Here is a 12,813-nt window from a genome sequence, read left to right on the forward strand (position 1 = left end):
ACATTCCGCTTTGAGGTTTCGTATCGTCCCCTCAACGACAGTTTCTCCCGGCAAGTGTTGCCGGGCCCGGCAAATGTGCCCCGGTCGTCAGGCCGGGGCTTTTTCATTAAGTCATTGATATCCTGAAGATACCCGCATTGGCATGGCCCTTGCGATTGTCTCCCCCGATTGCGGCCATGGTCGACCGGCCGCCGAGATCGGATTTGGAGACAAGTTATGGGTATCTTCGATGCAATGAACACCTCGGTGGGTGGCCTGCAGGCGCAGTCGTTCGCGCTCCAGAACATTTCCGGCAACATCGCGAACTCATCCACCACCGGTTACAAGGGCATCGGCACCAGCTTCGTCGACCTCATCCCGGACTCATCGGTCCCGAGCAAGCAGGTGGCAGGCGGCGTGCAGGCCAACGCCAAGGCCACGATCACCACGCAGGGCACGATCTCGTCCTCCACCGTCGCCACCAACATGGCGATTACCGGAGACGGCTTCTTCTCGATCCAGAAGGCGAGCGGCGTCGTCGACAACGTGCCGGTGTTCACCGGCGTCACCTATTACACGCGGCGCGGCGACTTCCAGCTCAATGCCAACGGCAATCTGGTCAACGGCGCCGGCTACTACCTGATGGGCGTCACGGTCGACCCGAAGACCGGCAACCCGACCGGCAGCGTGGCGAACGTGCTGCAGTTCCAGAACAACTTCATTCCGGCGCAGGCGACCACCTCGATCCAGGACGCGGCGAACCTGCCGACCCAGCCGAACACGGTGGCGAAGACCACGGCCTCGACGGGCACCTTGCTCGCGGCCGGCGGCCTGAACCCGTCCGATTTCGCCGCCAACCCGCTGCCGGTCGGCACGCCGCCGGCGCCCTATGCCAACGCGACGGTCTCGGGCGCGGCCGCAACCGGCAACATCCGCTCGGCCTACTCGTCGACGACCGCCACGGGCACGGTTGCGCTCCAGAACAAGTCCTCGGCGGTGGCCTCGACGACCACATCGCTCGACAATGCCGCCGGCACGCATCTGGCTTCCAGCATTCTGACCGCGTTGAGCGGCCAGACGCTGACCATCAACGGCAACACCATCACGTTCAACGGCGGCACCACGGTCTCGACCGTCGGCAGCAACACCACGATCGGCCTCGGTGCGGGCACCACGGCGACCGTGGCCGACATCCTCAATGCGATCCAGACCGCCGGCGGCGCCGGCGTCACTGCCTCGCTCTCGGTCAGCGGCAATATCCAGATCGCGAGCGGCACCGGCACGGACGTCGCGATCGGCAGCGGCACGGCCGCCACCGCGCTCGGCATCAGCAGCGTGACACGCGGCGGCAACGTGCTGTCGTCGCCGGCGATCTCCGGCGCGACCGTGTTGAGCGGCAGTGCAACGCCCGGCGGCGCCCAGGTGCTCACATCCGGCTTTTCCGCCGGCGATACCATCACCGTCAACGGCCAGACGCTGACCTTCATGGCCTCGGGCGCTTCCGGTGCGAACCAGATCAACGTCACCGACAACGTGACGACCCTGCTCGGCAAGATCGATGCGCTCTCCGGCGCCTCGGGGTCGTCGGTCAGCAGCGGCGGCGTGATCACGCTGAACACCGGCACCGTCTCCAACCTGGTGGTGTCCAGCTCCAACAGCGCCGCCTTCTCCGCGCTCGGCTTCACCTCGACCATCACCAGGAATCGCGAGGGTGGCGGCACGGCCGGCACCGGCGGCGTGATCGGCAACGACATCTCCACCTTCACCAAGGAATCGATCAGCGGCGGCGCGGTGACCGCCTACAACGCCGCCGGCACGCCAGTGAACCTGCAGCTGCGCTGGGCGAAGACCGACAGTGCCTCGCTGGGCGCGGGTCATTCGGATAGCTGGAACCTGTTCTACCAGACCGACCCGAACGCGACCGGAACGACGGTCGGCTGGGTCAACACCGGTCAGACCTTCACCTTCGCCGCCGACGGCTCGCTGACCTCGCCGAGCGGCTCGGGCATCACCATCAACAACGTCACCGTCAGCGGCCAGTCGCTCGGCTCGGTCGCCTTCAACATCTCCTCGGGCGGGCTGACGCAATATGCCAGCACCAGCGGCGCGGTGACCATCAACACCATCACGCAGAACGGTTATGCCGCCGGCCAGCTTCGCTCGGTCGCCGTCAACAACAACGGCGTCGTGGTAGGCACATTCTCGAACGGCCAGAACCTGAACCTCGCTCAGGTGCAGCTGTCGCACTTCAACGGCACCACCTACCTGAAGGCTATGGATGGCGGCGCCTATGCCGCGACCGAGCAGTCGGGTGACGCCATCGACGGCGCTTCGGGCACCATCAGCGGCTCGTCGCTGGAGGGATCCAATACCGACATCGCCGACGAGTTCACCAAGCTGATCGTGACGCAGCAGGCCTATTCGGCCAACACCAAGGTGATCACGACCGCGAATTCGATGGTGCAAGATCTCCTGAACGTGTTGCGCTGATCGGCGCGTGAGGCAACCAAAGGCGGGCCAGTGATATGGGTTTGAGTTCAGCCCTCGCCAGTGCGATGAGCGGCCTGCGTGCCAACCAGGCCGCGCTCTCGATCGTCTCCTCGAACGTCGCGAATGCGCAGACGCCGGGTTACGTCGTCCAGACCCCGAACCAGATCGAGGTCACCACCGGCGAGTTCGGCTCGACGGCGATGACCACCGGCGTCAGCCGCCTGCTCGACGCCTACGTGCAGAACCAGCTGCGGACCGAGACCGGCGGCAGCGGTTACGCCGATCAGATGGCCAACATCCTGAAGCAGCTTCAGAATGTCTATGGCACGCCCGGCAATTCCGGCACGCTCGAAAGCGCGCTGAACAAGTTCACCACGGCGCTTCAGGCGCTGTCGACCAGCTCGGGTTCGTCGTCGGCGCAGACCGTCGCGCTCGGGGCTGCGCAAGCGCTCGCGACGCAGCTCAACGTCACCACCAAGGGCATCCAGTCGCTGCGCTCCAACGTCGAGCAGGATCTCGGCAACTCGGCGCAGGCCGCCAATGCGGCCATGAAGCAGATCGCCGACATCAACACCAGGCTACAGGGCCTGGGGGCCAACGATCCTTCGGCCGCAACGCTGATGGACCAGCGCGACCAGGCCATCAACACGCTGTCGAAATATGTCGACGTCCGCGTCACCACCGACAACTCGAACCAGGCCAATATCTACACCACGACCGGCATTCAGCTGGTCGGCGCCGGGCTCGCCTCGGAATTCTCCTTTGCCTCCGCCGGCGCGCTGTCGGCGACGTCGCTCTACAACATCGACCCGGCCAAGTCCGGCGTCGGCGCGTTCAACATCAAGCTGCCGAATGGATCGCAAGTCGACGTCGTCGCCAACAACGTGGTGTCGTCCGGTCAGATCGCGGCCGACCTGAAGCTGCGTGACGACATTTTGGTGCAGGCGCAAAACCAGATCGACCAGCTCGCCGCCACCATGGCGAGCGCGTTGTCCGACAAGACCACGGCGGGCAGCACGGTCTCCGGCCCGCCGGCCGGCTTCGATCTCGAGCTCGCCGGTGCGCTGCCGGGCAACACGGTCAACATCACCTATACGGACACGGCGACCAACACGCAGCGCCAGATCACGCTCGTCAACGTGACCGACCCGGCCGCGCTGCCGCTCCAGAACGCGACCAACGCCAACCCGATGCGGATCGGCGTCGACTTCGCCGGCGGCATGGGCGCGATCGCCTCTGCACTCAACACCGCGCTGCCGAGCGCGCATCTGTCGTTCTCCGCCGCCCCGTCGCCGGCGACAGCCACGACGCTGCGGGTGACCGACGACAACACCGGGCTTGCCAAGGTCGGTTCGGCCTCGACCACGAAGACGATCTCGTCGCTGACCTCGGGCAATCCGCAGCTGCCGCTCTTCACCGATGGCGGGCAGGCGCTCTACACCGGCGCGATCACGGCGTCGGGCTCGCAGATGACCGGTCTTGCCGGGCGCATCGCCGTGAACACGCAACTGGTGACCGATCCCACCCGGATGTCGGTCTACAATACCTCGCCGGTGACGCCCGCCGGCGACACCACGCGTTCGGACTATCTCTACTCGCAGCTCACCAGTGCGGTGTTCTCCTATGCGCCGCAGAGCGGCCTCGGCTCGGCGAGCCAGCCCTTCACCGGCAGCGTCTCGAACTTTCTCCAGCAGTTCCTGAGCGTGCAGGCCAACGCCGCAACCCAGGCGACCCAGCTCCAGCAGGGACAGAGCGTCGTGGTCTCGACGCTCCAGGCCAAGTTCGACTCGACCTCGAAGGTCAATTTGGACTCGGAGATGTCGAACCTGATCCAGCTTCAGAATGCCTATGCCGCCAACGCCCATGTCATGTCGGTGGTGCAGAGCATGATGAACACGTTGATCCAGGCTCAATTGTAACCAGTAACAGGGCTCTGAAAGATGTCGATCAGCAGCATCAACTACTCCTCGTCGATTCTCGGCGCGCAGATCCGCAACATCAATCAGCAGCTCACCGACCTCTCGACGCAGCTCTCGACGGGCAAGCTGTCGCAGAACTATGCCGGCATGGGCACCAACGAGGGCTTTGCGATCGCCGGGCGCGCGCAGCTCTCCAACATCGCCGCCTATACCGACACGATCACCAACGTCAACGTCAGCATCAACCTCGCCAATACCGCGCTGCAGTCGCTGACCAAGATTCGCAGCACGGTGCAAACCGGCTCGGCCTCGACCGCGCAGGATCTCAACGTCAACGGCCAGACGATTGCCCAGAACACCGCCGCCGCCCAGTTCGGCTCGATGATCGGTGTCCTCAACACGCAGACCGGCAGCCGCTATCTGTTCTCCGGAACGGCCGTCAACACCCAGTCGGTCGCCGATGCCGGCGACATCATCAACGGCACCACGACGCAGGCCGGCTTCAAGACCGTGATGGCGGAGCGCCAGGCCGCCGATCTCGGAGCCAACGGCATGGGGCGGCTGGTGCAGACGCAGCCGACGCCGAGCTCGGTGCAGGTCTCCGAGGACGTCGCCGGATCGCCGTTCGGGCTCAAGATCAAGGCGGTGTCCTCGACGCTGACCGGCGCGACCGTCACCGGCCCGGCCGGCTCGCCGGTGTCGTTCTCGGTCGACCTCAATGGCGTCAACCCGAACAACGGTGACAAGCTGAGCATCCAGTTCACGCTGCCGGACGGCACCACCGAGCAGATCGACCTGACCGCGTCCTCGGCGACGCCGACCCCGCTCGGCAGCTTCGCGATCGATGCGAGCACCCCGGTCAACCCCGACAACACCGCCGCGAACCTCAACACGGCGCTGAACACCGCGATTACCAAGCTCGCCAACACCTCGCTGGTGGCGGCCTCGGCGATCGTCGCCGGCGACAATTTCTTCAACACCGCGAGCTCGGCGATCGGCACGCCCGTCAACAACCAGGCTGCAATACCCGCGCCGATCAGCGGCACGACGGCGCTGTCAGGCGCGAGCCCCTCGGACTCGATCTCGCCGGGCTTCGTCGCGGGCGACACCATCACCGTGAACGGCACCACGCTGACCTTCGTGGCTTCAGGGGCGACCGGCAACCAGCTCAACGTCACCGACAGCATCCAGGCGCTGATGAGCAAGATCGACCAGATCACGGGCACGTCGAAGCCCTCGACGGTCCATGGCGGCGCGATCACTGTCAACACCGACGATGCGGCCAGCCTCAGCATCACGACCTCGAACACGGGTGCGCTGGGCGCGCTCGGCTTCGGCTCGACGCCGGTGACCGCCACCCAGCCGCCGCTGCGGGTCGGCTCCTCGCCGGCGAGCTCGGCCACCACGCTGGTGAACGGCTCGGCCAACACGGTGAAGTGGTACCTCGGCAATGACGGCCCCGGCTCGCCGCGGTCAACCGCGATGGCGCGGGTGGACGATGCGATCACGGTGCAGTACGGCGCCCAGGCAAACGAGGATGCGATCCGCCGGCAATTGCAGGCGATCGCGGTGTTCGGGACCTTCTCGACCTCGCCGACCGGGCAGTATTCGGGCGGGCAGGTCTCGGCGCTGAGCCTGCGCACGACCCAGGCGCTGACCCAGCAGCCCGGACAGCAGCGCATCGAGGACATCCAGACCGACATCGCGATGGCCCAGAACACGATGAAGGACGCCAGCACGCGCCAGACCCAGGCCAAGGCGCAGCTCCAGACCATCATCGACCAGGCGGAATCGGCTTCGCCTGACCAGGTCGCCAGCGAGATCCTGGCGCTCCAGAACGCGCTGCAGGCGTCCTATCAGGTGACCTCGAACCTGGCGCAGCTCTCGCTGGTCAAGTTCCTGTAGGGCCGGCCGCGTTAAGACGCCGTTAACCATGCCTCTTTACCTCTTGGTGAGGATTGCAAGCGGGGGCGGAGCGGGCGATGTCGGACAGGATGCAGCTGGTGGTGGCGACGCCGTGCTTCGGCGGGCAGGTGTCGAGCATCTATGCGAGCTCGATCTTCGCGCTGCAGCGCGCCGTGCACGGCATGTCCAATCTCGAACTCAAGGTGCTCTTGCGCGACGGCGACGCGCTGATCACCCGGGCGCGGGCCAACCTGGTCGCGATGTTCCTGGATGATCCCAGGGCGACGCATTTCCTGTTCGTCGATGCCGATATCGGCTTCAAGCCGGAGCAGGTGTTCCGGCTGATCGAATGCGGCGCGGACGTCGTTGCCGGCTGCTATCCGATCAAGCGGGTCAATTGGGACAAGGCCGCGCGGGCGATCCAGTCGGGGCAGGCCGATGTGCCGGCCGCCTCGCTCGATTACGTGCTCGAGATCGAGGATCCCGACCGCATCGTCGTGGTCAACGGCTTCACCCGCGTGCGCTATGCCGGCACCGGCTTCCTGATGATCCGCCGCCACGTGCTGGAGGCGATGTGCCGCCACCCCGATTATGCCAATTTGCAGTTTTTCCGCGAGCATTCGCACGATACGTTGGCCGCGAGCCGGAACCGGTTCGCGCTGTTCGAATGCATGATCGATCCGGCGACCGGCACGTATCTGTCTGAGGACTTCGCCTTCTGCAAGCGCTGGACCGACATCGGCGGCGAGATCTGGGCCGATATCCAGAGCTCGCTCGACCATGTCGGGCCGTCGGTATTCCACGGCGACATTGCCTCGCAATTCGCGCCGGCGCCCGCAGCGACCGCCGACGCAGCGTGAGTGCTCCGGGATGAGTGGCGGCGCATCCCGTTTGTCGGAATCCGAGAGCGCGTCCGACGGCGGCTCGCGCTATCGCCTGCGCGATCTCTTCACGCCTCTGGAGACGCTGCTCGCCTCCGGCGGCGATCCGAGGCTGACGCTCGACGCAGGCGATCGCGTCAACGCCTATGGCTGCGCGGCCTCGCCGGAGCCGGAGGTCTGGGAGTTCGCCTCTTCGACCGCATCGACGATCTCGCAGGCGGCTTATGACCGTGCCGCGCTGGCCCGCGAAGAGCTGATGCACAAGTGCCTGTTCGACGAGGTCGAGGTCGCCTTCGATGCGCGCTGCGAGGATATGCGCGAGGAGCTGCGCGGCCATCTCCAGCTCTCGGCGCGCGTCGACGTGGTGTTCTCGCCCTCAGGCACGGACTCCCAGCTCCACGCCCTGTTCCTGGCGCGCACGATGCTCGGGGCGCCGCCGGTGACGATCGTGGTCGGCGCCGACCAGACCGGTAGCGGGACCGCCCATACCGCACGGGGACATCATTTCAGCGCCATGACGGCGAGCGGCCTTGCCGTTCGCAAGGACCGCCCGGTTGCCGGGCTCGCCGGCGCCAGTCTTGCGGTGCCACTGCGCGAGGCGGGGGCCGGGACGGCGATGCGCGCGGACGCCGACGAGGCGGTGCTGCATGCGGTCGAGGCCACGATCGCGCAAGGCGCGCCAGTGCTGCTCCAGATCATGGACTGCTCGAAGCTCGGATGGCGCGCGCCGAGCGCGGCCTGCCTCGATGAGATCGCGCGGCGTTGGCCGCGCCAGGTTCAGGTCGTCGTCGATGCCTGCCAGGCCCGGCTGGACCGACGCCGCCTGCGCTCCTATCTCGACCGCGGCTACATGGTGCTGATCACCGGCTCGAAATTCTTCGGAGGGCCGGCGTTCAGCGGTGCGCTGCTGGTGCCCAAGGGCCTCTCGCGCTCGCTCGATCGGGCTGAGGGGATTGCGCCCGGCATCCTCGACTACGCCGGACGTTGCGATTGGCCGATGGCCTGGACGGCGCTGCGTTCGCGCTTCGAACGCCGCCCGAACTTCGGTCAATGGCTGCGCTGGGAGGCGGCACTCGCCGAAATAGGCAGCTACTATGCCGTTCCCGCGGATTTCCGCGCCGGGATGCTCGCCGAGCTTGCCGCCGGCATCGACAGCATGATCGCGTTGTCCGCCTCGCTTCGCCGTGTTCCAGCGGCGAGCATCATGGCGGATACGGACGACGAGGAGTTCGCGCAACCCACCATTTTTCCGTTCGCGCTGCTGCGCGACGGCAAGCCGGTCACGATCGCCGAAACCGCGGCCGTTCACCGCGCGCTGGCGCGCGACTTCAGTGAAGAGATCAGCGGCAGCGCGGCGGATCGGGATGTCGCCGCACAGCGCTGCCTGGTTGGCCAGCCGGTCCGGCTGGAGCGGCAGGACGAGACGCCGCAGGCGGTGCTGCGTCTCTGCGTCGGCGCACGGCTCGTAACGGAGGCCTGGTCGGCGGACAGGGCGGCGGCGCGACGCAACGTGCAACTCGTTCTCGACCGCATTGCCCATGTTCTCGTGAAGACCGAGCTGCTGCTCGCCCGTGGCACATCCGCGGCCGCGCCGGTCAAGACAGCATTCGAGGTGTGAGATGCAGCATCCGGTTTCCGCGCCGCTTCGCATGACCGCTGCGAACTTTGCCGACCGCATCGGCTTTGCGCAGTTGACGCGCCGCGCCTTCGAGGGTGTCGATCTGCATCCGTTGCGTGACCAGCTGGTGGCGCGGATCGCGGCCGGGACGGCGCTGGCGGGCGAAGGGCTGGATCTGTCGTTGATCACCCAGCTCCTCGGCGACAAGGATCAGGGGCTGGCGATCCAGTCGGAGGTATTGAACTTCCATCAATTGTTCCGAACGCCGAGCCCGGCGCCGAAGCCGGGCCTGCGCCTGCTCGCGCTTGCAGCGGACATCGACATGGGCGGCAACACGCCGATCGATTTCCTGCTCGAAGGCTCCGACGTCGAGCTGTTGACGCTCTACGTGGTCAAGGGTGCCGGCCTGCCGGAAACCTTGCCCGAGCACGACGTCGCCATCGTGGTCGCCTCGGATTCCGAGGAATGCCGCGAGGCGCTCGCCTTGATCGAGAAAGCCGCGCCGAACTGGCCGCGGCCGCTGCTCAACCGCCCCGATCGCATTGGCAATCTTGATCGCGACAAGCTGCACCTTTTGCTGGCCGGCGTGCCGGGCCTGGACATTCCCGCCACCATCCACGCGACGCGCGCGCAATTGTCCGATCTTTCGCGAGGGCAGATCGCCTGCGGCGACATCGCAAGTGAACTGCGCTTTCCGCTCATCGCGCGGCCGCGCGGCTCGCACGCGGGCGTCGGGCTCGCGAAGCTCGACGACGCGGCGGCGCTCGCGTCCTATCTTGCCGAGCGTGGCGAACAGGATTTCTTCGTCGCGCGTTTCGTCGACTACGTGAATGCCGACGGACTCTACCGCAAATACCGCCTCGCCATGGTCGACGGCAGGCCTTACGCCTGTCACATGGCGATCGCCGACCGCTGGGACATCTGGTATCTCAACGCCTACATGGCGTTCAGCGAGGAGAAGCGGACGGAGGAAGCCGTCTTCATGCGCGACTTCGACACCGCCTTTGCCGCGCGCCACGAGCGCGCGCTCGACGAGATGAGCAGGCGCGTCGGCCTCGATTACTTCATCGTCGATTGTGCCGAGAACGACAAGGGCGAGCTCCTGGTGTTCGAGGCCGACAACACGGCCGTCGTGCACAATATGGATTCGCCTGATGTGTTTCCCTACAAGCCGCCGCAGATGCGCAAGATCTTTGCCGCGTTCACGGCGATGCTGTCGCGACACGCAAAGACCGGCAGGGAGAGCGCGGCATGAACGAGATCATCCGCGACACGCAAAGCTCCCTCACGGGAACTTCGCTCGATCCGCAGGACTGGAGCGAATTTCGCGCGCTCGCCCATCGCATGCTGGACGAGACGATCGACGGCATCGCCAACGTTCGGGCACGCCCGGTCTGGCGGCCAATTCCCGACGAGGCTCGCGCAGCATTCAGGACCGACGTGCCGCGCGAGGCGAGCGACCTCGCCGAGGTCTATCGCGAGTTCACCGAGCACGTCGCGCCCTATGCGACCGGCAACGTTCATCCCGGCTTCATGGGCTGGGTGCATGGCGGCGGCACGGCGGTGGGCATGCTGGCGGACATGCTCGCGGCGGGCCTCAACGCCAATCTCGGCGGACGCGACCACATGCCGATCGAAGTCGAGCGACAGATTGTCGAATGGATGCGCCGCCTGTTCGCGTTTCCCGACGGCGCGAGCGGCATCTTCGTCACGGGCACCTCGATGGCCAATCTGATGGCGGTGCTGGTGGCGCGCACGGCTGCGCTCGGCACGTCGGCGCGCCAGCACGGCATCGGCAATGACGGCGCGCTGCTCACGGCCTATACGTCGCAGGCTGCGCATGGCTGCGTGTCGAGGGCGATGGACATTGCCGGGCTCGGCACCGATGCGCTGCGCAAGATCGGCGTCGATGCCGACCATCGCATCGACGTCGCCGCGCTGCGCGCGCAGATCGCCGTCGATCGCGAGGTCGGCTTCAAGCCGTTCCTGGTTGTTGCCTCCGCCGGCACGGTCGATATCGGTGCGGTCGACGATCTCAGGGCGATTGCCGAGCTGTGCCGCGAGGAAGGCATCTGGTTTCACGTCGACGGCGCCTTCGGCGCGCTCGCGATCCTGTCGCCCGAGCTGGCGTCGATGCTCGGCGGCATCGAGCTTGCGGATTCCATTGCGCTCGACTTCCACAAATGGGGACAGGTGCCCTACGACGCAGGCTTTCTGCTGGTGCGCGACGGCGAGCAGCATCGGCAGGCCTTTGCGCAGCCGGCGGCCTATCTGCGCCGCGAGGCGAGGGGACTCGCAGCGGGTGCGGTCTGGCCCTGCGATCTCGGCCCCGATCTGTCGCGCGGCTTTCGCGCATTGAAGACGTGGTTCACGCTGAAGACGTTCGGTACCGATCGGATCGGCGCAGCGATCGCGCGCAGCTGCGCGCTGGCGAAATATCTGGAGGCGCGCGTGCTGGCCGAACCTCGGCTCGAATTGTTGGCGCCGGTCAATCTCAACATCGTCTGCTTCCGCTACCGCGCCGATGATGCGGTCAATCGCGAGATCGTCGCCGACATCCAGGAGGCCGGCATCGCCGCGCCGTCGAGCACGACGCTCGAGGGCAGGTTTGCGATCCGGGCTGCGATCGTCAACCATCGCACCGAGGCGACGGACATCGATGCGCTGGTCTCGGCCGTGCTGGAGTTCGGCGGACGGCGCTGTGGCAACGAACTGGTCGAGGTCGAGGCGCCGCCGCTCGCGGCGCAATGACATCCGTGCCTGGCTGAAACGGCAACGGCCCCGGAGATGATCCGGGGCCGTTGCCGTTCCAAGAAGGCTCGTTGGCGCGGCGTGGCGATGCGAACGCGCCCGGTCAGGCGGCGGAGCTCACGTCGTCCTTGGCCGCTTCCGTCTTGGGATGGGTGGCTTCGAATTGGCTCCGCAGCTTCTCTTCATAGGCAATGAGCTTGCGGGCGTCCTTGAGCGCCCGGTACAGGTCGCCGTTCAGGATGTTGTTGTTGATGCCCTCGATGATGGGCCAGGCGCTCGGCACCGCGGTGACGATATCGCGCACCAGGTTGAAATAGGTGCCGTGCTGGGTCTGCGGATCCGGCGAGATGTACATGAGCTGGACCGCCAGATAGACGAGCTTGGCTGGCGTATCCGCGGTCTCCGGCGTGAGGATGTCACGCTCGCGCAGGATCGGCACGTTGTCACCGTCGATCAAGAGCCGCGCACGCTGGTCCGTGTTGGTAATCACGCAATTGCCGACGATGATGCGTTCGTGCGGTCTGAGCTCGACCTTGAGGGCCATTGCCTGTTCTCCATCAACGCTTTCGTAACCGAGCGTTCGTTGCGGCTCACCAAGGTCTGATTCTCGCTCGGAATGAGTTAACGAGTTGTAAATTCCGTGAATCTGCTCGGAAAAGATCAATGTTTTCAACGTCGCGTTGGTCTGGCGATGCGGCGATGCGCGCAGCTTCCGTGCCCGAATCACGCGCAGCCGGGCAAAAGCGCGGGTTTCATTTCATGTTTCGTTAGAGGACTCGGCGCCACCGTCCGCCGTCGCTGGATCAATCGCGATCCAAGCAGACGTGTAACAGTAGCGTCGCTTACCAGAAAGGTAACAGAGTCATGTCAGGCATCGTCCTCTCCGCATCGGTTCGTCAGAACCTGCTCTCCCTCCAGTCCACCGCTGATCTTCTCGCCACCACGCAGAACCGTCTGTCGACCGGCAAGAGCGTCAACTCGGCCCTGGACAATCCCACCAACTTCTTCACCGCACAGTCGCTCGACAACCGCGCCAGCGACATCAACAACCTGCTCGACGGCATCGCCAACGGCGTGCAGGTGCTGCAGGCCGCCAACACCGGCATCACCTCGCTGCAGAAGCTGATCGACAGCGCCAAGTCGATCGCCAACCAGGCGCTGCAGACCACGGTCGGTTACTCCACCAAGTCGAACGTCTCCGCCACCATCTCCGGCGCGACGGCGGCCGACCTGCGCGGCACGACCTCCTATGCCAGCGCGACCGCGAACA

General features: G+C 65.9%; 8 protein-coding genes and 1 pseudogene. 8 read left to right on the top strand and 1 reads right to left on the bottom strand.

Translation table 11 applies throughout. The annotated features are described in order from the left end of the window. Positions 1-216 precede the first annotated feature (216 nt). From JHD07_RS18500 to JHD07_RS18530, 7 genes are all read left to right on the top strand, one after another. Positions 217-2,469: a flagellar hook-basal body complex protein gene (locus tag JHD07_RS18500; protein WP_291624589.1), complete on the top strand. Its 2,253-nt coding sequence runs from the start codon at positions 217-219 to the stop codon at positions 2,467-2,469. A 35-nt stretch (positions 2,470-2,504) separates the two neighbouring features. Further along, on the top strand, positions 2,505-4,388 hold the full coding sequence (gene flgK, locus JHD07_RS18505) for a flagellar hook-associated protein FlgK (RefSeq protein WP_291624590.1): 1,884 nt from the start codon (positions 2,505-2,507) through the stop codon (positions 4,386-4,388). 21 nt (positions 4,389-4,409) lie between these two features. Continuing rightward, entirely contained in the window at positions 4,410-6,293 is a 1,884-nt protein-coding gene (locus JHD07_RS18510) for a flagellar protein (protein ID WP_291624591.1), read from the top strand. 77 nt (positions 6,294-6,370) lie between these two features. Next, positions 6,371-7,153 carry a hypothetical protein gene (locus tag JHD07_RS18515; protein WP_291624592.1) on the top strand — a complete coding sequence of 261 codons (783 nt, stop codon included), beginning with the start codon at positions 6,371-6,373 and terminating at the stop codon, positions 7,151-7,153. Positions 7,154-7,163: 10 nt separating this feature from the next. After that, positions 7,164-8,792: a hypothetical protein gene (locus JHD07_RS18520; protein ID WP_291624593.1), complete on the top strand. Its 1,629-nt coding sequence runs from the start codon at positions 7,164-7,166 to the stop codon at positions 8,790-8,792. A 1-nt stretch (position 8,793) separates the two neighbouring features. Beyond that, a complete protein-coding gene (locus JHD07_RS18525) occupies positions 8,794-10,047 on the top strand; it encodes a hypothetical protein (RefSeq protein ID WP_291624594.1) in 1,254 nt (417 codons plus the stop codon). After that, on the top strand, positions 10,044-11,543 hold the full coding sequence (locus JHD07_RS18530; protein ID WP_291624595.1) for an aspartate aminotransferase family protein: 1,500 nt from the start codon (positions 10,044-10,046) through the stop codon (positions 11,541-11,543). The genes JHD07_RS18525 and JHD07_RS18530 overlap by 4 nt, the downstream gene beginning before the upstream one ends. Positions 11,544-11,646: 103 nt before the next feature. On the opposite strand, the gene flbT is transcribed toward JHD07_RS18530, so the two are convergent. Next, on the bottom strand, positions 11,647-12,087 hold the full coding sequence (gene flbT / locus JHD07_RS18535) for a flagellar biosynthesis repressor FlbT (protein ID WP_291624596.1): 441 nt from the start codon (positions 12,085-12,087) through the stop codon (positions 11,647-11,649). A gap of 320 nt (positions 12,088-12,407) precedes the next feature. Here flbT and JHD07_RS18540 point away from each other — a divergent pair. Further along, positions 12,408-12,813: pseudogene (locus JHD07_RS18540) on the top strand (flagellin); the annotation flags it as partial.

Source organism: Bradyrhizobium sp., from assembly GCF_016462955.1.
GTDB lineage: Bacteria > Pseudomonadota > Alphaproteobacteria > Rhizobiales > Xanthobacteraceae > Bradyrhizobium.